The organism is Mesorhizobium sp. ORM8.1, assembly GCF_053005525.2.
The window spans coordinates 4536609-4557670 of record NZ_CM132600.1 but is presented as its reverse complement, the minus strand read 5'-3'; the positions used below and the strand labels follow the sequence as shown (position 1 = coordinate 4557670).

The following is a 21062-nucleotide window of genomic DNA, read 5'->3' as shown; positions in this document are numbered from 1 at the left end:
CCAGAAAGGCAGGCAAAGCCTAGCGCATCAATGAGAAAACGCAACACTGTTTGTTGAACATTCATTCAAAATGGCTGGACAAAAAACCGTGATCCGTGCCAAATTCCCCGCATCGGGGAACAAAAGCATCGAGCAATTCCAGGAAAAGTGTGAACCGGTTTTCCGCCCGGAATTGCGTAAAAACAAGAAGGTGGCAGGCTGGATGAAGGTTGAGCGCACATGAAGGCGTGGGATGCGATCGTCATTGGCGGCGGCCATAACGGCCTGGTCAACGCCTGTTACCTGCAGCGCGCCGGGCTCGACGTGCTGGTGGTCGAAAAGAACGAATGGGTCGGCGGCGCCGCCACCAGCCGCGAGCTGACGCCGGGCTTCCTCTATTCCAACTGCTCCTATGTCTGCTCGCTGTTCAGGCCCGAGATCATGCGCGACCTGGAGCTGCCGCGCTTCGGCCTGCAGGTGATATCCTACGAAGGCGGCGCGGTATTCACACGCGACGGCGACTACCTTGCCAACTACCGCGACCACGACGCGCATCGCCGCGAGTTCGCGCGCTTCTCCAAGCACGACGCCGAAGCCTATGACCGCTATTCGCGCGATGTCACCCGCCAGTGCCGTTTCATCCAGCCGCTGCTGATGCGCACCGCGCCGGATCCGACCAGCTTCAAGCCGCGCGACATCGGCGAACTGCTCTATCTCGGCAAGAAATTCGCTAGCCTTTCCGCCGAGGAGATGGCGCTGACCTTGCGCTTCTGGACCATGTCGATTTCGGACTTCCTCGACGAGTATTTCGAGACCGACCTCATCAAGGCGAACTTCGCGCTTTCCGGCATCATCGGCACAGCGCTTGGGCCGATGTCGCCCGGCACAGCCTATGTGCTGCTCCACCACTACATGGGCGAGGTCGATGGCTCGGTCGGCGCCTGGGGCTATGCGCGCGGCGGCATGGGCGCCGTCACCAGGGCGCTGGCCGCATCCTTCAAGGCTAGCGGCGGTACCATCCGCACCGGCGCCGAGGTCGACCATGTGCTGGTCAAGAACGGCAAGGCCAAGGGTGTCGTGCTCGCCGGCGGCGAGGAGATCTACGGCAAGCTCGTCATCTCCAATGCCGACGTCAAGCGCACCTTCCTGAAGCTGGTCGAGGAGAAGGAACTGCCCGACATCTTCCTGCGCAGGGTCAAGAATTTCAAAATCCGCGGCTCGTCCGGCAAGGTCAACATCGCGCTGGACTCGTTGCCGGAATTCCCGGCTTTGCCGAAGGATTCGCCGGTCTATCGCGCCGACATGCATTTCACCGATTCCATCGAACGCATGGAGCGCGCCTATGACGACTGGAAGGCCGGTCGCTGGTCGGCCGATCCCTTCCTCGACATGATGATCCCGACCACGCTCGACCCGACCATGGCGCCGCCGGAAAACACTTCATGAGTTGTTTCGTGCAATACGCGCCGCCCAAGATCGGCGGTCGCGACTGGACCGACGCCGACCGCGACGGCTTTGCTGAAAGCGTGATTGCGCAGATCGCGCAATATTCGCCCGGATTCCGCGACCGGATCGTCCATATGGAGGTGCGTACGCCGCGCGAGATCGAGGCCGAGGTCGGCCTCACCGAAGGCAACATCTTCCAGGGCGAGCTGACCTTCGACCAGTTGCTGTTCAACCGTCCGGTGCCGGGCTACGCGCAATACCGTTCGCCGGTCGGCGGGCTCTATATGTGCGGCTCCTCCACCCATCCCGGCGGTGGCGTCATGGGCGCGCCCGGACGCAACGCCGCCGCCGAGATCCTGCGTGATCTCGCCAAGCCAACCCTGCATATGAGCCCAGCCCATGACGTCATCTGACATGAACTGGGACGCCATCGTCATCGGCGGCGGCCACAACGGCCTCGTCGCCGCCGCCACGCTGGCGAAATCCGGCCGCAAGGTGCTGCTGCTCGAGGCCGGCAGCGATGTCGGCGGGGCAGCGCGGACAGAAGAATTCGCGCCGGGTTTTAAGGTCTCGGCGGTCGCCCATCTGCTCAATCGCCTGCATCCCGATGTGGTGAAGACGCTGGAGCTGGAGCGCCATGGCCTCAAGGTCGAACGCAGCGACTTCGTGCCGTCGGTCGCACTGTCGAAGGACGGTCCTTTGGTGCTGCACGGCGCCTATGGCGAGGTGTTGACCGGAGCAAGCCCGGCGGAGCAATCCGCCTGGAAGGAATTGCGCGCGCAACTGCTGCGCTATGCCGGCATCCTGAAACCGTTTCTGTCGCGCCGGCCGCCGGACCTTGCCGGCCTGTCGCTCGCCGAGATGACCGGTCTCGGCCAGACCGCGCTTGCGCTGAAGCGGCTCGGCAAGGAAGACATGCGCGACTTCCTGCGCGTGCTGTTGATGAATGTCTACGACCTGCTCGACGAGCAGCTTTCGGACAATCGGCTGAAAGGCCTGCTTGCCTTCGACGCGACGCTCGGCTCGCATCTCGGCCCACGCTCGCCGACCTCGCTGCTCGGCCTCTACTATCGGCTGGCCGGCGAGATCGGCGGCCTCGCCGGCGCGCAGGTGCAGCCGAAAGGCGGCATGGGCGCCGTCGTCGCTGCCATCCGGTCGGCGGCGGAAAAGGCCGGCGTGTCGATCCACCAGGCTTCGCCGGTCGCCAAGGTCATCGTCGAAAAGGGCCGCGCCGTCGGCGTCGTCACGCAGAGCGGTGAGACGCTGCGGGCCAAGACCGTTGTCTCGGCCATAAACCCGGCGACCACCATCCTCGATCTGGTCGGGCCGCGCGAGGTCGATACCGGCTTCGTGCGCAAGGTGAAGAACATCCGCATGAAGGGCGATGCGGCCAAGCTCCATCTGGCGCTCGACCGGCCGCCGCAATTTGCCGGCGTCGATGCCGCCGGCCACAAGGGACGCCTCGTCATCGCGCCTTCGCCCGACCATGTCGAGCGCGCTTTCAACCCGTCGAAATACGGCGAGTTCTCGCCGGAGCCGGTGATGGAAATCACGTTGCCCAGCCTCGCCGATCCATCGCTGGCGCCGTCCGGCGCCTGCGTGCTCTCGGCCGTGGTGCAATATGCACCTTATGCACTCAAGCAGGGCTGGACCGCCGGCAAGCCGCAATTCCTCAAGGCAATCATGGCGCAGCTCGAAGCCTATGCCCCAGGCATCGGCGCCACGGTGCGCAATGCCGAGCTTCTGACGCCGGCCGACATCGAGGCGCGCTACCGCATGCCCGGCGGCCATTGGCACCATGGCGAATTGCAGGTCGACCAGATGCTGATATCGCGGCCGGTCTCCGGCTGGTCGGGCTACGACACGCCCCTCGAAGGACTGTTCCTTGCCGGCGCCGGCTCGCATCCGGGCGGCGGCATTTCCGGCGCGCCCGGCCTCAACGCCGCGCGCCGCATCATCGCGATGAGGGCATGAGCATGGCGCAAGCAACCACGAAGAAGCCCGTCATCGCCGAAGTCGACCCGGCGCTCGAAACACGCATCGCGGCGCAGTCCCACTTCCGCACGCTGCGGCTCGGCACGCCTTTCCAGCCGCGCATCGACGCGCTTGGGCTGCAGCAGGATTGGTACAGCTGGGCCGGCTACCGCGCGCCGCATTCGCTGTGGGATGAGGAGCTCGAATATTTCGCCATCCGCAGCCAGGCGGCGCTGTTCGACATCTCGCCGATGACGAAATACCGGATCGAAGGCCCCGACGCCGAGGCCTATCTCGACCGCGTCACCTTGCGCGACGTGACCAAGCTGAAGCCTGGCCGCGTTCACTACACCGCCTGGTGCAACGACGAGGGTTTCGTGCTCGACGACGGCACATTGTTCCGTCTGTCGCCGACGCGCTTCCGTCTCTGCTCGCAGGAGCGGCATCTGCCCTGGCTGCTCGACAGCGCCATTGGCTATCAGGTCAGCGTCGAGGAAGAGACCGAAGCCGTGGCCGGCCTGGCGTTGCAAGGCCCGACCTCCTTCGCCATCCTGCGCGACGCTGGCTTCGCCGGCGTCGAACGGCTGAAGGTCTTCGACCTGACCGAATTCGCGCATGATGGAGGCCCCCATGGAACTGGTAAAGTCACCATCTCGCGCACCGGCTTCACCGGCGATCTCGGCTACGAGCTGTTCGTGCCGGCCGACAAGGCGCTGAGCCTGTGGGACCGGCTGATATCGGCCGGCGAGCTGCGCGGCATCCGCGCCATCGGCTACACGGCGCTGAACCGTGCCCGGCTTGAAGCCGGCTTGATCGTCGCCAATGCCGACTTCACCACCTCCGAGCACGCCATCCGCACCGACCGCCTGCGCATGCCGGACGAGATCGGCCTCGGCTTCATGATCGATCCGCAAAAAGGCCACTTCAACGGCCGCCGCGCCATCCTCGAAGCACGGGCAAAAAGAAGCTCCGGCATGTGCTGGTCGGGCTGGAGATCGAAGGCAACATCCCCGCCGAACATGCGATCGTTTATTACAAGAAGAGCCAGGAGATCGGGCTGGTGAGCGCGGCGATGTGGTCGCCCATGGCCAAGCGCAACATCGCTCTCGCCTCGCTGCGGCGGCCTTATGGCGACACCATCGTCGACGACCTCTGGGTCGAGATTTACGCCATGCGCGAGCTGCAGTATCAGAAGCTGATGAAGCGGGCGAAAGTGGTGCAGCGGCCCTTCATCAAGCTCGACAGGCGCACCGCCAACCCGCCCGCGGATTTCTGACCCATGATCACCGATGCAGAGCGCGATGACACGGAAGCCGCCGAGCAGTGGGAACTGGTCAACACGCCGCTCGGCGAGAAATGGTCCGGCCGCACCCGCTACGCGGCGGCGATGTATTTCTTCAAGCGCGGCGAGATGACTTCAGAAACGCTCGAGGTCTACCGCATCTGCGCCCGGCTCGATGCCGAAAACCCCTTGCCGATCATCCGCGACCGTGGTGTCGGCAAGGAATGGCTGAAGCGCATCGGCTACGCGCAGTGAGCGCGCTTCACCCTATGGTGCGTTCCAGCACGCTCAGCCAGTTGCGATAGGCGATCTTCTCGATCACCGCGCGGCCAAAACCGCGCGCGGCGAGTGCGTCGATAAGCTTCGGCAGGCCGGCGACGTCGCCGATGACAGCCGGGATCATCGCGCCATCGAAATCCGAACCCAGCCCGACGCCATCCTCGCCCAGCGCCTGCAACAGCGAGTCGATGTGGCGCACCATGATGTCGAGGCTGGTGTCGGAATTCATGCGGCCGTCCTCGCGCAGGAAGCCGGTAGCGAAGTTCAGGCCCACCATGCCGCCGGACTCGCGGATCGCACCCAACTGCCAGTCGGTCAGGTTGCGCGAATGACCGCAGATCGCATGCACGTTGGAGTGGGTTGCGACCAGCGGCGCATCGCTCAAGCCTGCGACATCGCGAAAACCCTTCTCGTTGAGATGCGAGAGGTCGATCATGATCCTCAGCTTGTTGCAGGCCTTGACCAGCGCCTTGCCGGCATCGGTGAGGCCAGGACCGGTGTCGGGCGACGAGGGGAAGCGGAACGGCACGCCATGGCCAAAGGCGTTGGACCGGCTCCAGACGATGCCGAGCGAGCGCAGGCCGGCGGCATGCAGCACGTCGAGCATGGCAAGCTCGGGATCGATCGCTTCGACGCCCTCGATATGGAACACGGCGGCGATCGAGCCCTTGGCCATCGCCTCGCGCACATCGCCGGCGCTGCGGCAGACGCTCAGCGCGCCGGCGCGCTCCAGCCGAAACAGGATCGACGCCATGCCGATGGTCGAGGTGATCGCGTCGGCCTGCGGCAGCTCCGGCGGCAAAGGTTCGTTGTCGCTCGGCGCCGGCGGCACGGCGCTGCGCCTCGACTTTTCAACCGGCGGCGGAAAGATCGCGAACATGCCGCCGGCAAAGCCGCCCTTCTTGGCGCGCGGCAGGTCGATATGGCCGCCCGGCGTCCCCTCGATGAACAGCTTTTCGACATCCGTTTCCTTCGACTGGTAGAGGCGAAGGAGCGTGTCGTTGTGGCCGTCGAAAACGGGGATGGGGTCGGTATCGGTCATCAGGGGAGCCATTCAATTCGGTGACAGGCGGGACGAATTCTCGTCCAAGCGAACTGTCAACTTAGGCAAGATGACCGGGCTGCGCAAATGCCAGGCCGGCTCTTTTCCTTCTCCCCTTGTGGGAGAAGGTGGATCGGCGCGCAAGCGCCGAGACGGTTGAGGGGTGTTCCAGCGGAGTGAAACGTTGGCTTTCCCTGGAACACCCTCATCCGTCGCCTTCGGCGACACCTTCTCCCACAAGGGGAGAAGGAAAAGCTATTGCTTCAGCACATCAGCCCATTCCGGATGGCGGCGGAACTGGGCGTTGGCGAAGGGGCAGAGCGGGATGATCTTCTTGCCGGCGGCACGCGCGTCCTCGACCGCGCGGGTGACGAGCCGAAGCCCGGCGCCCTGGCCGCGAAAGACGTCCGGCACCTCGGTGTGATCGATGATCAGCTGGTGCTCGCCGATCTTGGTGAAGGTCATCTCGGCCTCGGCGACGCCTGGCCCGCGCAGCACGTAGCGCCCCTTGGAGCCACGATCTTCGAGTTCGATTTCGGGCAGCTGGTCAGCCATTGTCTTTGCCTCCTTCAGCCGGCGCAAGGGCGAAGAGCCGCCGCGCCGCTTCGATTTCGTTCGGCCGCACCTCGTGCCCGCCATCGTGCCATTCCACTGTGACATCGGCGCCGTCGGCGCGCAAATAGGCTTCGAGCCGCGATGTCAGGTTGGGCGGGCAGATTGGATCGCGCTTGCCCGCCGTGATCAGGATATGGCGGCCGGCGAGACTGCCTTGGACCTCAGGCTCGAACGGGATCAGTGGATGCATCAGCGCCGTGGCGTCGAACAGGTCCGGCTCGGCAAACACCACCGATGCCAGGATGTTGGCGCCGTTGGAATAGCCTAGCCCGAACACCGCCGACGGCCTGGTCGCCTCGACATGCGTCTTGACGAAGCCGGCCATCTTTTCCGTCGCCCGCGCCAGATCGTCCATATCGTAGACACCCTCGCCGGCGCGGCGGAAGAACCGCGCAGCGCCTTGTTCGGACACGTCGCCACGTGGCGACACGATGGTTGCCGTGGGCAGCAGCTCGCGGCCGAAGGTCAGGAGCTGATTTTCGTCGGCCCCGGTGCCATGGAGCACGAACAGCAGCGGGCCACCCGGCGAACCGGGCAGCACTTTGTGGATGTAGGCGTCCCTGCTCATCGGCTCAGCCTTCCAGCTTCTGCAGGTGCTGCTCGAGATAGGGCCGCAGATGCTGGTGCTGCATCGGCAGCTTGAGCGCCTCGCCCAGATGCGCGGTGTCCTCGTCGCGGTTGAAGCCCGGCTCGTTGGTCGACACTTCGAACAGCACGCCGCCCGGCGTGCGGAAATAGATCGCCCAGAAATAGTCGCGATCGATAACCGGCGTCACGCCGTAGCCCGTGTCGATGAGCGCTTTGCGAACTTCGAGCTGCTTGGCGCGATCCTCGACGGCGAAGGCGACATGATGCACCGAGCCGGCGCCGAGATTGGCAAAGCCGGCGCCCGGCAGCGATTCGATGTCGACGACATCGGCGCCGTTGCCGTTCTTGATCGCAAGCCGCCGCGTGTTGCCGGATTTGTCGACTTCCTCATAGCCCATGAACTTCAGCAATTCCTCGGTGGCGCCGCCATCCTTCAGCCTGAGCGAAACCGAGTGGAAGCCGCGGATCGCCTCGTCGCCGGGAACGCCGCCCTTGGCCCAGGGCGCTCTAGCGTTGGCCTTGTCCTCGACCAGCGCGAAACTGTCGCCGTCCGGACCGGTGAAGGCCAGCCGCTTCTCACCAAAGCTTTCGCCGCGGGCAACATTGCCGACGCCTTCGTCGGTGAAGCGCTTTTCCCAATAGCCGAGTGTGCCCTCGGGCACCGAGAATACGGTGGCGCCGACCTCGCCGACCCCGTGACGTCCCTTGGCGATATCGGGGAACGGGAAATAGGTCATCACCGAGCCCGGCGTGCCGAATTCATCGGCATAGTAGAGATGGTAGACGTCCGGCGCGTCGAAATTGACCGTCTTCTTGACCCGGCGCAGGCCGAGTTTTTGGGTGAAGAACTCATTGTTGCCGCGCGCATCGCTGGCCATCGAAGTGACGTGATGCAGCCCCTGGATCTGATTGAGCATGATGGTGCTCCTTCTCTTTGTCTTTATGCGGCCCTCGCCGCTCTCCACGCCAATATGAGGATAGTGACGGCGGCGGCAAAGCGGGCAAACACAGGATGGACTGTACTGTAAAAGTGAACACGTGGGTTAGATTCGTTCACCGTTCGATGACCGAGCTTGCCTTGCAAAACCGGCAATTTTCCGCTCCATCTGCGGCCGCGCATCCACGAGGAGATGACCTTGAACAACCCGCATGGCCGCCCGAATGTTCTCCTCGTCACCTGCGACCAATGGCGCGGCGATTGCCTCTCGGCCGCCGGCCACAAGGTAGTCAAGACGCCGAATGCGGACGCACTTGCCGCCGAGGGCGTGCTGTTTCGCCGCCACTATGGTGGCGCCGCGCCTTGCTCGCCGGCCCGTGCCTGCCTCTATACCGGCCTCTACCAGATGAACAATCGCGTCTGCCGCAACGGCACGCCGCTCGATACCCGCCACGGCAACATCGCGCTGTCCGCCCGCGCGGCAGGCTACGACCCGACCTTGTTCGGCTACACGGACGTCTCCCTCGATCCACGCCTGCTGGCCGACAATGACCCACGCCTGCGCAGCTATGAAGGCGTGCTGCCCGGTTTCACCGTGCGGCAGTCCTTGCCGGAGCATCAAAAACAGTGGCTGTCCTGGCTGCGCGCGCAAGGCATCGACACCAGCGCCGGCAGCCCGGGCATCCACCGTCCGGCCAGCGGGCAAGCCAAGAGCGACGTGACCAACGCGCCGCCGGTCTATTCGAAGGACCAGACGCCGACGGCGTTTCTCGCCGGCGAGTTCATCCGCTGGCTCGGCGAGCAGGAACAAGGCGCGCCCTGGTTCGCGCATATCTCCTTCATCAGCCCGCACCCGCCCTTCATCGTGCCGGAGCCTTACAACACGATGTATCATCCGGCCGACGGTCCAGCGTTCAAACGCGCGGCCGATTGGCAGGCCGAGGCCGCCAGCCATCCCTACCTCGCCTACGATCTGGGGCGGCAGAAAAGGACGAGGTTCGTTCCGGGCATCGAGGGTAAGGTGCGCGACTGGAGCGAGGAAAACTTCCGCCGCATCCGCGCGATCTACTACGGCATGATTTCGGAGGCCGACGCCCAGCTTGGGCGCATCTGGCAGGCGATCAGGGCGGCCGGCGCCTGGGACGACACGGTGGTCGTGCTCACCTCCGACCATGCCGAGATGATGGGCGATCATTTCATGCTCGGCAAAGGCGGCTTCTTCGACGCCAGCTACCACATTCCGCTGATCATCCGCGATCCCAGGCGCAAGGCCACGGCGGGCTCATCCCTTGACCGCTTCTCCGAGGCTGTCGATGTCTTCCCGACCTTGCTCGATCTGATCGGCGCCGGGCCGCAGCCGCATCTCGACGGCAGGTCGCTCACGCCGTGGCTGGATGGAGAGAAGCCAACCGACTGGCGCGACGCCGCGCATTGGGAATTCGACTTCCGTACCGTTGCCAATGGCCAAGCCGAGCGCCATTTCGGCATCGGATCACGGCAATGCAACCTCGCCGTCATCCGCACCGACGATTTCAAATACGTCCATTTCGGCGGTGGCCTGCCACCGCTTCTGTTCGACTTGAAGAAGGATCCTGGTGAGCTGAACAATGTCGCTGGCGATCCGGCCTATCTGCCAACGCGACTGGAATTCGCCGAAAAGCTGCTTGCCTGGCGCGCCGGCCATCTCGACCAGTCGCTGGCATTGGCCGAACTGACGGATGACGGTGTGGTTGGGTATGTGAGTAGGGAGTAGGGGAGTAGGGGAGTAGAAACAAGACAACAGCCCGATGTTTGGCCAGCGACCTACTCCCTACTCCCTACTCCCTTACCGCAGAATCATCCGCTGTTGATCCCGCTTCTGGGCATAGCTGCCCTTGTCGTAAGCAGTCTGCGCCTGCAGCTGCTCCTTGGTGAGATTGGTGTAGAGATATTTCTTGCCATTCTTGTCGGTCATGAATTTTAGCTTATCCATGCCGACTGCCACTTCCTTGGCGCCGACGCCGAGGAAACCGCCGACATTCACGATCACCGCGTCCGGCTTGTTGTCGGGCGTCAGCACGACGTCGCCGATCGAACCGATCTCGGCATTGTTCGCGCCATAGACCGTCGTCCCTTTCAGGTCGTCGCCCCTGATATTGCCTACCGGCATTTCGCTCAGTGTCGACTTGTCGATCGAGGCGGTCTTGGTTTGGTCCGTGGCGGCGGCGCCATTGTCGGCGGCCTGATTTTTGGCCGTTGCAGGCGCCGGCGCCACGGGCTTGGCCTCGGCCGTCGACCGCGCGGGCTGAGCCGGCTTGGCGCCCTTGTCGGCGGTGGTATCCGATGCTGCTACAGCGGGCGTCGTCTTCGCCGGCGTATTGCTCGCGGCTGTCGCCTCAGCCGGCGCCGGGTCATAAGCCTTGCGGTTGAAGTCAGGCTCCGCCTGGAGTTCCTCCTTGGACGTCTCGGCCACCAGCCAGCGATCGCCATTCTTTTCAGCCCATTTCGCCTTGGCGAAATCGTAGGTCACGTTCTTCGTGCCTATGCCGAGGAAGCCGCCGACCCCGATGACCAGCGACTCCGCCTTGCCGTCCTTGGCAAGCACGATGTCCTTCACGTCACCGATCTTCTGGGCATCGTCGGCGGTGCCGTTATAGACCGACTCGCCCATGATGTTGCTGGCGAGATTGCCGTCCGCTTTCTTTACCGGTTCGGCCGGTGCGGCGGCCGGAGCCTGCGTTGTGGTGCCGGGGGCGGGCTGCGTCGCATCCGTCGACTGAGCAGGGGCAGGATCGTACGGCTTGCGGTCGAACGCAGGCTGGGCGGTCAGCTCTTCCTTCGTGGTCTTCGCCACAAGCCAGCGGTCACCGTTCTTCTCGGCCCACTGCAGCTTGGCGTAATCGAAGGCCACATCCTTCGAACCGACGCCCAGAAAGCCGCCGACGCCGATGATCGCCGATTTAGCGTTGCCGCTGGCATCGAAAACGATGTCGTCGACCTTGCCGATGTTTTGGGCATCGTCCGCAGTGCCGTTATAGACGGACTCGCCGATGATGTTTGTCATCAGGGCGCCGTCGGCACGTTTAACGGGCACCGGAGCCGTGGCGGCAGGCGGCTCGGCTGGTGCCGGCGTCGCGGTCTGGGCGAAAGCGCCTGTCGCAAGCAAGGTTGCCAGCGCCGTGGTCGCAAAAAGTGTGCGGATCATGATTATCTCTCCTCGTGCCTGATTCACGCGGCCGTCTCGGCAACCCAACGCGGCGGGCACAGCTGACATGGCCGGTTCGACAGGATCACAACGTCGTGACCGGGGGTTGTTCCGAAGAAGCCGGGGCTACTCGCCGAGATGCGAAATTCCTGACTATTCGCGGAACCTTCATACGCACTCCTCGTTTCAGCCTGCGGCTGAGCGGTATTCTTGTCTCAAAGCCCAAAGGATAGAGAAGACGAGACGGAGTGGGTATGCGGTTTGCTGCGGTGCTGAACCAGGACGGCGGCACGCTGCGTACGATCGATATCGACGCCTTTTCCGAGCAGCTGCGCCAGACGCTGGAAGCGGCCGGACATTCCGTTCACATCGACATCGTCGCCGGTGGTGAGGTTGCGGGGGCGTTGGAAAAGGCGATCGCCAGGCGCAACATCGACGTGGTTCTCGCTGGCGGCGGCGACGGCACGATTTCCACTGCGGCATCGCTTCTGATGAACAAGAAAAAGGCCTTGGCCATATTGCCCGCCGGCACGATGAACCTCTTCGCGCGCGGTCTAGGCATCCCGTTGACGCTGGACGCGGCGGTGAAGTCCTTCGCCGACGGCGAGGTGATTGCGGTCGATATGGCGAGCGCCAACGGCCAGCCATTCGTGCATCAGTTCTCGATCGGCATGCATGCCAGGATGGTCCAGCTGCGCGAGAAAATGGATTTCGGCTCACGCCTGGGCAAGATGCACGCGTCGGTTCGCGCCGCGTGGGCGATGATCAAGAGCCCGACGGCGCTGAGAGTGAGCTTGACTGTCGGCAAGGCCGAGATCGTCACCCGCACGACCGGCATCGGCATCTCCAACAATCTGTTCGGCGAGGGCCACCTGCCTTATGCCGACAACCCCGCGGGCGGCGTGCTCGGCATCTATGTCAGCGTCGCCCGTAAGCGCCATCACCTCGCGCAATTGCTGCTCGACATGCTGCGCGGACGTTGGCGCCAAAGCGCGCATATCGAAGTTCATCAAGCCGATAGGGCGGTGTTGAAAATCCATTCACCGAACAGGCGATTCAGCGCCGTCCTGGATGGCGAACTGATCCGGCTGGAACGCGAGACGACGATAGAAATCCATCCGGGCGCGCTGAACGTGCTTGTCCCGGCAAGCAATGCACAGGCGAAGGCGGCGTGATGCAAGGATCAACCGCCTTGGGTGGACTTCTGCTCGGCAGACGGTGCTTGCGGGACGGTCTGCTGGGTCGTCGGGGACTTGATGAGTTCGCCGTAAATCTCGACTGCGCCCCACGCGATGAAGGCCAGCAGCAGCCCGGCGATGAGTATCCTGAGCGCATGCCAGCCCCAATGCCCCTGCCGGGCTTTGTCTTCAGGTACGATCTTGGTCATTCTTGGCCTCTATACTGCGCGACGGTGGGTGCTTTGCACACGACATGGTCGGGTAACGGGTCCTGTCCGCGAAGGTTCCGGCCGGGGAACGTGACGTTTTGAGGGAACAGTGATCAGCAAGGCGCAAAGACTGCCGGCCGATGTCAGTCGTGTCGTCGAGGATGCGGACCGGCTTGCCGTGCTGCACGGCCTCGATGCCATGGATACGGCGGCCGATCCCGATTTCGACCGCATCACCGCCCTCGCGGCGGCCATCATCGAAGCGCCTGTGGCCTTGGTGACTTTGCTTGATACCGATCGGCAGTGGTTCAAGTCGCGGATCGGCCTCGACGCCAGGGAAACGGCCACCGACATCTCCTTCTGCGCCCATGCCATTGCCGCCGGTGATGATGCCATGGTGGTGACCGACGCGACGCTGGACCCGCGCTTTGTCCGCAATCCGTTGGTGACTGGCCAAGAGCATATCCGTTTCTATGCCGGCGTGCCGATGGTGGTCGCTGGTGCGAGGATCGGCACGCTTTGCGTGCTTGACCGGGAGCCGAGGGCATTCCCGCAGGCTGGCAGGCTCGCGCAGCTGAGGACGCTTGCCGACCTGGCGACGAGCCTGTTCACCCTCAAGGACGCCAACCGCAACGGCGCCATCGCCAAGGCCGAGCTGGCGCGTGAGGAAAAGCGTCGCGCCATCGCGCTCGATGCCGCCTCGCTGGCTAGCTGGGTGTGGGATGTCCGCACCGACATCATAGACTGCGACGTGCTCATGGCCGAGCTTTTCAACCTGCCGCCGTCGAACCGGCTCAAGGCACGCGACATCCTGCGCGCCATCGATCCACGCGATGTCTACCAGACGGAGACGCGCTTTCGCGATGCACTGAGCGGCAGCGACGATTACTTTGGCGAATACCGCGTCAAGGGCCTTGATCCTCCGCGCTGGATCGCCACGCGAGGACGTGTCGTCGAACGCGACAGCGAGGGCAAACCGACCCTGATCTTCGGCGTCAATTACGACATCACCGAGCGCAAGCTGGGAGACGAGCGGCAGCGCCTGCTGCTGCGCGAGCTCAACCACCGCGTCAAGAATACGCTCGCGACCGTGCAGGCGCTGGCGACACAGACAGTGCGCCACGCCCGCCAGCCAAGCGAATTCCTCGAGGCCTTCAGCGCCAGGCTGCAGGCGCTCGGCGCCGCCCACAGCCTGCTCTCCGACCGCGAATGGCGCGGCATCGGCATCAGCGAGCTGGCCCGCATCGAGGTGAAGCTTTTCGAAACCGGCGACAAGCCCCGCATCGCGATTTCAGGCTCCGATCTCCTGCTCTCGCCGGATCAAGCGGTGGGGCTTGGCCTGATTCTGCACGAGCTTGCCAGCAATGCGCTGAAATACGGTTCGCTGACGGCGCCGTCCGGCAAGGTCGATCTCGGCTGGAAGACGCAAGGCCGCAAAGGGACGCGGCGGCTGGTGCTCACCTGGCGCGAAAGCGGCGGGCCACAGGTCGCGCCTCCCGATCGCCACGGCTTCGGCTCGATCCTGATCCGCCGCAGCCTGGCCAAGATCATCGACAGCGAGGTGACGCACGAATTTCGCCCGGGCGGCGTCTTTGCCGAAATATCGATGCCGCTCGAACACGCCTTGAAGTGACGCGCTTTTCTACGCATTTCCGGACGGAGGGTTACGGCGAAGTCGACGAATTTAACCGTTTCACACTTTTCCCGGAATTGCTCTAACGCGTTTCGTCGCGATCCGCCTTAGGCGGCCTGGGTTTGGTATTCTCGCGATAGACGGCGTAAGCGAGCGCCGCCAGCGCCGGCGCGACGAGAACGCCCAGCCCGCCTTTGCTTTTGGCAAGGACCGGAAGCAGGGCAAGCGCCACGGTAACCCCCATTGCCGCCATATCGGCCTGTCGGCGTCGTGCCCGGCGCCTGCTGCGCATGCTGGCCACCAGCTTGTGGATCACGAGGATCAGCCCGGCGATCACCAGGAAACCGATGCCGAAGCCGAGGCTGGTCGCCAACGGTCCGTAGCGCGCAGCCAGCCAGATATAGGCGGCGCCGATGAGGAAGCCGACACCGCACAGCGCGAACAGGGCGGCAAGTCCGTAGAGGATTGCCGTTATGCGCGCTCTTTGCAAAGCTGCCATGGCCTCGCCCGAGGCAAGGCCCGAAATCAGCGAAATCAGCGACCCCATCTCGGATCAGCGTCGGGTAAGAAGCGCGAAAAGGAAACCCACGCCCGCCGCGATCGCCAGTGACGTCACCGGCTTCTCACGCACGCTGGCGATGATCTGCGCCTCGATATCCTCGGCGCTGCCGCGGACATTCTCGAAAGCCGCCTCGCCCTGGGCGCGCAACTGCTCGACGCCCTCGGCCGCCGCGCGACGCGCCGCGCCATAGCCATGCTCGCCGGTCTTGGCGAGTTGCTTGGTGAGCTTCTCGATATCGGCCTTCAATTGCCGGATGTCGGCCTCAAGGTCGGCGGTGGTCGCATCATCAATCGCGGATTTTCCAGCGGCGGTTGCCATTCTCTAACTCCTTGCGTTTGCTTCGATTTCAACGCCGGGCCGATGCCAAGGTTCCGGTGCGCCCGAGTCCATCAGATGCGCCGAGTCTATCCGATGCGCTAAGTCTATCCGATGCGCCAGGTCTAATCGCCTAGATCAGCGGCCTGCGATCCTCGCCCATGCCTTCCCAGCGGGCGAGAGCCTTGAGTCCATCGTAATTGATGACCTCGCAGCCGCCATCGCGCCAGACGATCAGCTTGCGGTCCATCAGCTTGCGGATGGTCTTGTTGGTGTGGACGAGCGAAAGGCCAAGCGTGTCGGCAATGTGCTGCTGCGTGATCGGGACCTGCACCGGCGTCTTGCCGTTGAGGCCGGCGCCGCGGGCGCGGCTGACGATGAAGGCGATGAGGTAGGCGGCGCGCTCCAGCGCCGTGCGGCGGCCGATGCTGAGCAGGTTCTCGTCCAGCATGCGCTCCTCGCGTGACGCCAGCCATGTGATATCGTAGGCGAGCCCGGGATGATTGCGATAGAGCTCGGACAACTGCTCGCGTTCGAACACGCACAGCAGCATCGGCGACAGGGCTTCGACCGAGTGCTGCATCTCGCCCATCAGGCTGCCTTGCAGGCCGATGAGATCGCCAGGCATGGAATAATTGAGGATCTGTCGGCGCCCGTCCGGCAAAAGCTTGTAGCGGAAAGCCCAGCCGGAAAGCACGGTGTAGAGATGAGCGCTATGGCTGCCTTCGACCAGCACCGTCGCGCCCTTGTCGACGGCGAGCTCGCCCTTCTTGAAGGTGCTGACGAACGACAATTCCTGCTTTTCAAACGTACGAAAAGCCGGCAAGGGCCGAAGCGGGCACTTTTCGCAAGGGTATTGACGGGTAGCGACCGAACGTGCGCTTTGGCTGGACATTTCGACCCCTCTTCGAAATCCCTGCCCTTTATGGGCGGACCAAAACGTTCGAGACCGATCCAGGTTCCGCAGGGCATGGAGCCTCATGTCTTTTTTAAATGACACGGCGCCGGATTCCACGCATGAGTGCGGCCCGCCGAGGAGACACCGACAATTGCCAGCATTGCTTGACGGACTGCGCATCCTCGTACTGGAAGACGAATTTCTGATCGCGATGGATGTCGAACAGCTTTGCCGCGAGCATGGCGCCAGCGATGTGACGATCGCGCGCGCGCTCGGCGAGGTCGACGGCAAGGCGCTGTCGTCACGCTTCGACGCGGCAGTTGTCGATCTGATGCTTGGCGGCGTCTCGACATTGGACTTCGCGGCGCGGTTGCGCAGCGAAGCCGTGCCGTTTGTGTTCGCCTCGGGCTACTCGGACTCCGACGAAGTCAAGGCTTCGTTCCCGGATGTTCGGCTGGTGACCAAGCCCTATTCCGGCGACGATCTGGTCGAAGCGGTGGCGGCGGCCTGTGGCCGCACCACCCCGGCCTGACCGGCCGCCCTCAGGCCGCGTTGGACCCGGTGACCTGCGTCGAAATCGCGTCGGGCCCGAATTCATCCTCTCCGGAAATCTTGAGAATCTCCTGCAGCCTGGCGCGCGCCCGGCTGACCCGGCTCTTGATTGTGCCGACCGCGCAGCCGCAGATTTCGGCCGCCTCTTCATAGGAAAAGCCGGACGCGCCGATCAGAATGATGGCTTCGCGCTGATCCTCGGGCAGCTGCTCTAACGCGCCGCGAAAATCCTTGAGGTCGAGCTGGCCGTGTTGTGCGGGGTGAACCGCGAGCCGGGCGGTCATGATGCCGTCGCTGTCCTGCACCTCGCGGCCGCGCTTGCGCATTTGCGAATAGAATTCGTTACGCAGGATGGTGAACAGCCAGGCCTTGAGGTTGGTGCCCGGTTGGAAGCTCTCATGCTTGTCCCAGGCCTTGACCAGCGTCTCCTGGACGAGATCGTCGGCCTTGTCGGCATTTTGCGTCAGCGAAACCGCGAAAGCACGCAGGCTCGGTATCGCGCCGAGCAGCTCGGTCTTGAAGTTCTGCGAGACCGCCGCCATGCCTCAATCCTTTTTCTGGGCAGGTTCGGCCTGTTCCAGCTGGCTGAGCAGCTGAGCGAAACGGTCCGGCACATTGTCCGAGACCAACTCGTCATAATATTGCTTGAGCTTGCGAGCGATTTCCGAATTCGCGCCGAGCGGAGTGCGGTCAGCGATCCGGTGCCTGTTTGCGGCGCCAGCCGTGGTATCTTTTGACATTTCTTTCATAGTCGCCCTAGTTTCCAGCACCCGAACCGCTCTTAAACTCCAAACCATAACACAAGCGGAACCCTCGTCTGGTTGCCCATCCCGAACCCCGAAACGCTCTCCTGCTAATTTAGTTCCACAGCTAGCGGAACTTTTTCTGAAAGCCGGCGTTTGGTTTACAGGGGCTTGCGATCAGTGTGGCCTGTCGATGCAACAACGTCATCTGAGGGAGACGTGAAATGAGTCTATCCGCAACCATCGCTCCGCACCTGCCATTCCTGCGCCGCTTCTCGCGCGCCGTCTCGGGGTCGCAGGAGAGTGGTGACGCGTTGGTCGCCGCGATGCTTGAAGCCATCATCGCCGATGTTGATATTTTCCCCGCAGCCTCCAGTGACCGCATCGCGCTGTATAAGGTTTTCGCCAGGCTATTCACCTCGGTGGCCATCCGCGTGCCGCAGGAACAGGCGCAGACCGCATGGGAACAGCGCGCCGCCGCCAATCTGAATGCGCTCGCGCCGCTGCCGCGGCAGGCTTTCCTGCTGGTTGCAGTCGAAGGCTTCAGTGAGGACGAGGCGGCTGAAATCCTCGATGTTGAGGAAGATGAGTTCTCTGAGTTGCTTTCCCAGGCAAGCAACGAGATTTCCCGCCAGGTCGCGACCGACGTGCTGATCATCGAGGACGAGCCGCTGATTGCCATGGATATCGAGGAGATGGTCGAAAGCCTCGGCCACCGTGTGGTCGGCACGGCGCGCACAATGCCGAGGCGGTGGCTATGTTCGGCAAGACGCGGCCAAAAATGGTTCTGGCCGACATCCAGCTGGCCGACGGCAGTTCGGGCATTGAGGCCGTCAACGAGATCCTGTCCTCGACTCCGGTGCCGGTGATCTTCATCACCGCCTTCCCCGAACGCCTGTTGACGGGCGAGCGACCGGAACCGGCCTTCCTGGTGACCAAACCGTTCAATCCCGACATGGTCAAGGCTCTGATCAGCCAGGCGCTTTTCTTCGATCGACAGGCCAAGGCCGCGGCCTGATCGCTCCGGCCATTCCTCTGAAAAATATCGTGCGAGGCCTTCTGCCTCGCACGATACCATGCGCGCGATACCTGAAAAAGCGTGCTTCCGGGGGTCGTCTTTTTCGGCGAATGGTGGAACAAACGCCACCGAGCCACGTTCTTTTCCGGACAGAAGGAGACGCATCATGCTGTACTGGGCGCTCGTATTTCTCGTTGTCGCGATCATTGCCGGCGCGCTTGGCTTCGGCGGCATAGCTGGTACCTCGGCCGGCATCGCGCAGATATTGTTTTTCATCTTCCTGGCCTTCCTGGTCATTTCGCTGATTGCCGGTCTGTTCAGGAGAGCGTGACCTCGGACGTTGAACACTGGAAGCCGCACCCCTCAAACGGTTTCCAGCCACCGCCGGGCGGTGCCTCAAAGGGCGCCGTCCGGCGGGCCGTTTTAGGGGGCTCGCAATTCCGAGCTGTCGAACCGGGTCAGGAACTTCTTTCGAATAGAGCCGTTCCAGCCTGAGTGCGGGAATTGTTCGATGCGTTCCAAGGCTCCAGAAAAAAAGACGAATCCGACACGCAGGATGGTCACATCGTCCCGGATGGCGAACCCATTGCGCAGGGCGACGTCATCGCAATGCATCCGGCCGAAAGTGGAATGCAAGTCGGGCGCGCCTTGCTTCATGCGCTTCACAACGCTGGAATTTCCGTTCTCTACCAGGACCGGGAGATGAAAACCGTCTGGGCGCGCAACATGCGCGCGCCCTGGGCGGCCGAAACCGCCGACGATAAGGACCTGCTTGCGCCGGCGCAGCTCGAACGCATAAGCGCCGTCAAACGCAAGGTGGTCGAATCCGGCAACGCCGAGCAGCTTGAGCTGAGCATTCCAGGGAGCCATGGCGTGCGCTGGTTCCAGTTATGGGTCGACGCCGATCGCGGCGAGGCGGGAGACGTGCTTGGCGTTGTCACCACGATGGTCGAGACGACCGAGCAGAAGCGCCGCGAGCAGACACTCAAGACCTTGCTGCGCGAAGTCAGCCACCGGTCGAAAAATCTCCTGGCGATCATCCAAAGCATTGCCACCCAGACTGGACGCTATGCGGAAACGCTTGAGGAGTTCCTGGCGCGGTTTCGAGGCCGGCTGCAGTCGCTGGCATCCTCGCAGGATCTCGTCACGTCTTCCAACTGGCGGGGAGCAGCGTTCCAGGAACTCGTATCCGGCCAGGTCGGTCGCTATAGCAGCGACCCGGCGCGCAGCCTGCGGCTTGCCGGCGAAAATCCCTATCTCAATCCCAACGCTGCCTTGCATATCGGTCTGGCGATGCATGAGTTGGCCGTGAACTCCGTGGCCTACGGCGCGCTGTCACAGCCCGACGGCCATGTCGAGGTCAGCGCGAAACTTGAGGCGGATGGTTCGCCCAGTCTCTTGCTGACCTGGACCGAGGCGATCAGCGACGCGCCACGCAAGGAAAAGCGCTTTGGCAGCGTGGCGCTGGAGCGGGTCGTCCCGCTATCGCTGAATGGCTCCGCGACGCTCGAGATTGGCGCAAGCCGTCTGGAGTATCGCCTGTCTGTCCCGCACGGCAATTTCGAGACCGATTGATCGATTGGCAAGCTTTGCCGGTGAAGGCCCTTAACCGGCTGTTCACCATAAAGTCCGATCCTATGTTCCCGGCTGACGACGGTGCGCCGCAAACCCATCCGCGCCCCGCCGCGCGACCTGGGAGACTGAAAATGATGGTTGCCGACATGAACAGGCTGGAGCAGGCTGCCCGCGTCTCGATGAGCGGCTTCCAGGATCCCGAGCCGCCGCCGCCGCCGCGATCATCCTATCTTTCACTTCGTCTGGCCGCGGTGGCGCTTCTTGCGGCCGTGGCGCTGACGGCCGTCTGGCAGCTGTTTTGATACTGCTTATCCGGTGTCGCTACGACTAAAGTCCAGCAGAGGAACTTTTCGCGGGCAGGAACCGTTGTTGGCGGCGAGAGGGCTGCCGCCATGGAACATATCGCTGCACTGCTGTTTGTCGTCGGCTGCTCGAATGCCATGACCGATTGCCGCGAACTCAACGTGCCTGTGAGCGTCTTCGAGACCCGGGAAGCCTGCACGGCCGAAAGACCATTCGCGCTCGGCGACCTGCAAGGTCGCGCGCCCCGTATCGCGGGCGAGTGCCTTGCTGTCGACCCTGCGCTTGACGACGACTACGACCAGATTGTCTGGAACGTGCTGCCGGATGGCATGCTCAAAGCGTCGCTCTAGGTTCCCGGCACGCTGGTCGCCTCGTCGAGCATGCGCCCCGAAAAAGACTATCTTAGTCAACAATAAGATAGGTTGGGCAAGGGCCGCTTTTTCATGCTAAATGGTTGCTGGCACTGCCAAAAGTGAGGACAAAAGTGAGGAGCAATTCTATGCGGAAGATGATCATTGCCATGGTTGCCGTGGTCGCTGTCAGCGGCTGCACCAGCACCGAACAGGATGTCGTCGGCGGCGGTCTGATCGGCGCCGGTGTCGGCGGCCTGGTCGGCGGCAGCAAGGGTGCGCTGATCGGCGCGGCTGTGGGCGCCGGGTCTGGTTTGTTGTACCGCAACGTGCAAACTGGCCGCTGCAAGTATCGCCGCCGTGACGGTACGATCCACTGGGCCCGCTGCAACTGATTTCA

24 protein-coding genes and 3 pseudogenes are annotated in these 21062 nt (G+C 63.3%); 15 read left to right on the top strand and 12 right to left on the bottom strand.

Features of this window, described 5'->3' with window-relative positions; genetic code table 11:
• The first annotated feature begins 88 nt into the window (after positions 1-88).
• From ACVDG8_RS22945 to ACVDG8_RS22925, 5 genes and pseudogenes are all read left to right on the top strand, one after another.
• Positions 89-223 (top strand): hypothetical protein, encoded by a 135-nt coding sequence (locus tag ACVDG8_RS22945; RefSeq protein ID WP_447256748.1) that lies wholly within the window; start codon positions 89-91, stop codon positions 221-223.
• A pseudogene (locus ACVDG8_RS22940) lies at positions 220-1838 on the top strand (phytoene desaturase family protein). The gene ACVDG8_RS22945 and the pseudogene ACVDG8_RS22940 overlap by 4 nt, the downstream one beginning before the upstream one ends.
• Positions 1825-3399 carry a phytoene desaturase family protein gene (locus ACVDG8_RS22935; RefSeq protein ID WP_447256746.1) on the top strand — a complete coding sequence of 525 codons (1575 nt, stop codon included), beginning with the start codon at positions 1825-1827 and terminating at the stop codon, positions 3397-3399. The pseudogene ACVDG8_RS22940 and the gene ACVDG8_RS22935 overlap by 14 nt, the downstream one beginning before the upstream one ends.
• A 2-nt stretch (positions 3400-3401) precedes the next feature.
• Positions 3402-4675: pseudogene (locus ACVDG8_RS22930) on the top strand (aminomethyltransferase family protein).
• Positions 4676-4678: 3 nt separating this feature from the next.
• Positions 4679-4936 (top strand): hypothetical protein, encoded by a 258-nt coding sequence (locus tag ACVDG8_RS22925; RefSeq protein ID WP_447256745.1) that lies wholly within the window; start codon positions 4679-4681, stop codon positions 4934-4936.
• Between the two features lie 7 nt (positions 4937-4943).
• On the opposite strand, the gene ACVDG8_RS22920 is transcribed toward ACVDG8_RS22925, so the two are convergent.
• From ACVDG8_RS22920 to ACVDG8_RS22905, 4 genes are all read right to left on the bottom strand, one after another.
• Positions 4944-6002, bottom strand: a complete 1059-nt coding sequence (locus ACVDG8_RS22920) for a dipeptidase (protein WP_447256744.1) — start codon at positions 6000-6002, stop codon at positions 4944-4946.
• Between the two features lie 255 nt (positions 6003-6257).
• The gene (locus ACVDG8_RS22915; RefSeq protein ID WP_447256743.1) at positions 6258-6557 is read right to left on the bottom strand and encodes a GNAT family N-acetyltransferase; all 300 of its coding nucleotides are present in this window, start codon (positions 6555-6557) and stop codon (positions 6258-6260) included.
• Positions 6550-7185 carry an alpha/beta hydrolase gene (locus ACVDG8_RS22910; protein ID WP_447256742.1) on the bottom strand — a complete coding sequence of 212 codons (636 nt, stop codon included), beginning with the start codon at positions 7183-7185 and terminating at the stop codon, positions 6550-6552. Before ACVDG8_RS22910 ends, ACVDG8_RS22915 begins: the two co-directional genes overlap by 8 nt.
• Positions 7186-7189: 4 nt before the next feature.
• Positions 7190-8122 (bottom strand): VOC family protein, encoded by a 933-nt coding sequence (locus tag ACVDG8_RS22905; RefSeq protein WP_447256741.1) that lies wholly within the window; start codon positions 8120-8122, stop codon positions 7190-7192.
• A 213-nt stretch (positions 8123-8335) separates the two neighbouring features.
• On the opposite strand from ACVDG8_RS22905, the gene ACVDG8_RS22900 reads away from it, so the two are divergent.
• On the top strand, positions 8336-9895 hold the full coding sequence (locus ACVDG8_RS22900; protein ID WP_447256740.1) for an alkaline phosphatase family protein: 1560 nt from the start codon (positions 8336-8338) through the stop codon (positions 9893-9895).
• A gap of 72 nt (positions 9896-9967) precedes the next feature.
• Here ACVDG8_RS22900 and ACVDG8_RS22895 read toward each other — a convergent pair whose 3' ends face one another.
• Entirely contained in the window at positions 9968-11326 is a 1359-nt protein-coding gene (locus tag ACVDG8_RS22895) for a PRC-barrel domain-containing protein (protein ID WP_447256739.1), read from the bottom strand.
• A gap of 254 nt (positions 11327-11580) precedes the next feature.
• On the opposite strand from ACVDG8_RS22895, the gene ACVDG8_RS22890 reads away from it, so the two are divergent.
• Entirely contained in the window at positions 11581-12501 is a 921-nt protein-coding gene (locus ACVDG8_RS22890) for a diacylglycerol/lipid kinase family protein (RefSeq protein ID WP_447256738.1), read from the top strand.
• Between the two features lie 8 nt (positions 12502-12509).
• On the opposite strand, the gene ACVDG8_RS22885 is transcribed toward ACVDG8_RS22890, so the two are convergent.
• Positions 12510-12713, bottom strand: a complete 204-nt coding sequence (locus ACVDG8_RS22885; RefSeq protein WP_447256737.1) for a hypothetical protein — start codon at positions 12711-12713, stop codon at positions 12510-12512.
• Between the two features lie 109 nt (positions 12714-12822).
• Here ACVDG8_RS22885 and ACVDG8_RS22880 point away from each other — a divergent pair, with 109 nt between their 5' ends.
• On the top strand, positions 12823-14346 hold the full coding sequence (locus ACVDG8_RS22880; RefSeq protein WP_447256736.1) for a sensor histidine kinase: 1524 nt from the start codon (positions 12823-12825) through the stop codon (positions 14344-14346).
• Positions 14347-14428: 82 nt separating this feature from the next.
• Here the strand turns inward: ACVDG8_RS22880 and ACVDG8_RS22875 are convergent, their stop codons facing one another.
• The 3 genes from ACVDG8_RS22875 to ACVDG8_RS22865 all read right to left on the bottom strand — a co-directional run bounded on the left by ACVDG8_RS22875 (position 14429) and on the right by ACVDG8_RS22865 (position 16118).
• On the bottom strand, positions 14429-14893 hold the full coding sequence (locus tag ACVDG8_RS22875; protein ID WP_447256735.1) for a hypothetical protein: 465 nt from the start codon (positions 14891-14893) through the stop codon (positions 14429-14431).
• 6 nt (positions 14894-14899) lie between these two features.
• Complete coding sequence (locus ACVDG8_RS22870) at positions 14900-15226, bottom strand: DUF883 family protein (protein ID WP_447256734.1); 327 nt, start codon at positions 15224-15226, stop codon at positions 14900-14902.
• A gap of 130 nt (positions 15227-15356) precedes the next feature.
• Complete coding sequence (locus ACVDG8_RS22865) at positions 15357-16118, bottom strand: Crp/Fnr family transcriptional regulator (protein WP_447256733.1); 762 nt, start codon at positions 16116-16118, stop codon at positions 15357-15359.
• A gap of 154 nt (positions 16119-16272) precedes the next feature.
• Here ACVDG8_RS22865 and ACVDG8_RS22860 point away from each other — a divergent pair, with 154 nt between their 5' ends.
• A complete protein-coding gene (locus ACVDG8_RS22860) occupies positions 16273-16653 on the top strand; it encodes a response regulator (RefSeq protein ID WP_447256732.1) in 381 nt (126 codons plus the stop codon).
• Positions 16654-16663: 10 nt separating this feature from the next.
• Here the strand turns inward: ACVDG8_RS22860 and ACVDG8_RS22855 are convergent, their stop codons facing one another.
• Both ACVDG8_RS22855 and ACVDG8_RS22850 read right to left on the bottom strand, forming a co-directional pair.
• Positions 16664-17215 carry an RNA polymerase sigma factor gene (locus ACVDG8_RS22855; RefSeq protein ID WP_447256731.1) on the bottom strand — a complete coding sequence of 184 codons (552 nt, stop codon included), beginning with the start codon at positions 17213-17215 and terminating at the stop codon, positions 16664-16666.
• 3 nt (positions 17216-17218) lie between these two features.
• Complete coding sequence (locus tag ACVDG8_RS22850; RefSeq protein ID WP_455707854.1) at positions 17219-17413, bottom strand: NepR family anti-sigma factor; 195 nt, start codon at positions 17411-17413, stop codon at positions 17219-17221.
• Between the two features lie 227 nt (positions 17414-17640).
• Here ACVDG8_RS22850 and ACVDG8_RS22845 point away from each other — a divergent pair.
• Positions 17641-18434: pseudogene (locus ACVDG8_RS22845) on the top strand (response regulator).
• A 166-nt stretch (positions 18435-18600) separates the two neighbouring features.
• The gene (locus ACVDG8_RS22840; protein WP_018429836.1) at positions 18601-18765 is read left to right on the top strand and encodes a DUF1328 domain-containing protein; all 165 of its coding nucleotides are present in this window, start codon (positions 18601-18603) and stop codon (positions 18763-18765) included.
• 92 nt (positions 18766-18857) lie between these two features.
• Here ACVDG8_RS22840 and ACVDG8_RS22835 read toward each other — a convergent pair whose 3' ends face one another.
• Positions 18858-19100 carry a hypothetical protein gene (locus tag ACVDG8_RS22835; protein WP_447257455.1) on the bottom strand — a complete coding sequence of 81 codons (243 nt, stop codon included), beginning with the start codon at positions 19098-19100 and terminating at the stop codon, positions 18858-18860.
• On the opposite strand from ACVDG8_RS22835, the gene ACVDG8_RS22830 reads away from it, so the two are divergent.
• The 4 genes from ACVDG8_RS22830 to ACVDG8_RS22815 all read left to right on the top strand — a co-directional run bounded on the left by ACVDG8_RS22830 (position 19044) and on the right by ACVDG8_RS22815 (position 21057).
• Entirely contained in the window at positions 19044-20009 is a 966-nt protein-coding gene (locus tag ACVDG8_RS22830) for a sensor histidine kinase (protein WP_447257418.1), read from the top strand. The two genes, ACVDG8_RS22835 and ACVDG8_RS22830, sit on opposite strands and share 57 nt — an antisense overlap.
• A gap of 131 nt (positions 20010-20140) precedes the next feature.
• Complete coding sequence (locus tag ACVDG8_RS22825) at positions 20141-20311, top strand: hypothetical protein (RefSeq protein WP_447256729.1); 171 nt, start codon at positions 20141-20143, stop codon at positions 20309-20311.
• A gap of 90 nt (positions 20312-20401) precedes the next feature.
• Complete coding sequence (locus ACVDG8_RS22820) at positions 20402-20662, top strand: hypothetical protein (protein WP_447256728.1); 261 nt, start codon at positions 20402-20404, stop codon at positions 20660-20662.
• A gap of 149 nt (positions 20663-20811) precedes the next feature.
• A complete protein-coding gene (locus ACVDG8_RS22815; protein ID WP_447256727.1) occupies positions 20812-21057 on the top strand; it encodes a YMGG-like glycine zipper-containing protein in 246 nt (81 codons plus the stop codon).
• The last annotated feature ends 5 nt before the right edge of the window (positions 21058-21062 follow it).

Excerpts from the sequence above, each read along its gene's own strand:
- ACVDG8_RS22830 (WP_447257418.1), top strand. The coding sequence starts at position 19,044 with ATGCATCCGGCCGAAAGTGGAATGCAAGTCGGGCGCGCCTTGCTTCAT.
- ACVDG8_RS22910 (WP_447256742.1), bottom strand. The coding sequence starts at position 7,185 with ATGAGCAGGGACGCCTACATCCACAAAGTGCTGCCCGGTTCGCCGGGT.
- ACVDG8_RS22935 (WP_447256746.1), top strand. The coding sequence starts at position 1,825 with ATGACGTCATCTGACATGAACTGGGACGCCATCGTCATCGGCGGCGGC.
- ACVDG8_RS22840 (WP_018429836.1), top strand. The coding sequence starts at position 18,601 with ATGCTGTACTGGGCGCTCGTATTTCTCGTTGTCGCGATCATTGCCGGC.
- ACVDG8_RS22895 (WP_447256739.1), bottom strand. The coding sequence starts at position 11,326 with ATGATCCGCACACTTTTTGCGACCACGGCGCTGGCAACCTTGCTTGCG.
- ACVDG8_RS22820 (WP_447256728.1), top strand. The coding sequence starts at position 20,402 with ATGGAACATATCGCTGCACTGCTGTTTGTCGTCGGCTGCTCGAATGCC.
- ACVDG8_RS22890 (WP_447256738.1), top strand. The coding sequence starts at position 11,581 with ATGCGGTTTGCTGCGGTGCTGAACCAGGACGGCGGCACGCTGCGTACG.
- ACVDG8_RS22855 (WP_447256731.1), bottom strand. The coding sequence starts at position 17,215 with ATGGCGGCGGTCTCGCAGAACTTCAAGACCGAGCTGCTCGGCGCGATA.
- ACVDG8_RS22825 (WP_447256729.1), top strand. The coding sequence starts at position 20,141 with ATGATGGTTGCCGACATGAACAGGCTGGAGCAGGCTGCCCGCGTCTCG.
- ACVDG8_RS22900 (WP_447256740.1), top strand. The coding sequence starts at position 8,336 with ATGACCTTGAACAACCCGCATGGCCGCCCGAATGTTCTCCTCGTCACC.
- ACVDG8_RS22925 (WP_447256745.1), top strand. The coding sequence starts at position 4,679 with ATGATCACCGATGCAGAGCGCGATGACACGGAAGCCGCCGAGCAGTGG.
- ACVDG8_RS22815 (WP_447256727.1), top strand. The coding sequence starts at position 20,812 with ATGCGGAAGATGATCATTGCCATGGTTGCCGTGGTCGCTGTCAGCGGC.
- ACVDG8_RS22905 (WP_447256741.1), bottom strand. The coding sequence starts at position 8,122 with ATGCTCAATCAGATCCAGGGGCTGCATCACGTCACTTCGATGGCCAGC.
- ACVDG8_RS22885 (WP_447256737.1), bottom strand. The coding sequence starts at position 12,713 with ATGACCAAGATCGTACCTGAAGACAAAGCCCGGCAGGGGCATTGGGGC.
- ACVDG8_RS22850 (WP_455707854.1), bottom strand. The coding sequence starts at position 17,413 with ATGTCAAAAGATACCACGGCTGGCGCCGCAAACAGGCACCGGATCGCT.
- ACVDG8_RS22875 (WP_447256735.1), bottom strand. The coding sequence starts at position 14,893 with ATGGGGTCGCTGATTTCGCTGATTTCGGGCCTTGCCTCGGGCGAGGCC.
- ACVDG8_RS22915 (WP_447256743.1), bottom strand. The coding sequence starts at position 6,557 with ATGGCTGACCAGCTGCCCGAAATCGAACTCGAAGATCGTGGCTCCAAG.
- ACVDG8_RS22870 (WP_447256734.1), bottom strand. The coding sequence starts at position 15,226 with ATGGCAACCGCCGCTGGAAAATCCGCGATTGATGATGCGACCACCGCC.
- ACVDG8_RS22865 (WP_447256733.1), bottom strand. The coding sequence starts at position 16,118 with ATGTCCAGCCAAAGCGCACGTTCGGTCGCTACCCGTCAATACCCTTGC.
- ACVDG8_RS22920 (WP_447256744.1), bottom strand. The coding sequence starts at position 6,002 with ATGACCGATACCGACCCCATCCCCGTTTTCGACGGCCACAACGACACG.